Source organism: Paraburkholderia tropica (assembly GCF_914484835.1).
GTDB lineage: Bacteria > Pseudomonadota > Gammaproteobacteria > Burkholderiales > Burkholderiaceae > Paraburkholderia > Paraburkholderia tropica_A.
This window is the reverse complement of sequence record NZ_CAJZAR010000069.1, coordinates 1-203: the sequence shown is the minus strand read 5'-3', so window position 1 is coordinate 203 and position 203 is coordinate 1. Positions and strand designations below refer to the sequence as shown.

The 203-nt window shown below is 61.1% G+C and carries 1 pseudogene; it reads left to right on the top strand.

Annotation, left to right across the window (positions count from 1 at the left end):
- A pseudogene (locus tag LDO54_RS39060) lies at positions 1–203 on the top strand (peptide ABC transporter permease); the annotation flags it as partial.

Sequence of the window (203 nt, the reverse complement as noted above, 5' to 3'; positions counted from 1 at the left end):
CACGCAGGTCACGGCGAATTCGAACGCCATCACCTCGCTGCAAGGCCAAACCGCCGATGCGGTGATGTACGAGTCGTCGGCGCATGATTCGGTGACGCTTGGCGACGTGGGTTCAAACAAGCCTGTCGCGCTTCACAACGTGGCAAGCGGCGCGCTGAACGCATCGAGTAGCGATGCGGTGAATGGCTCGCAACTCAACGCGA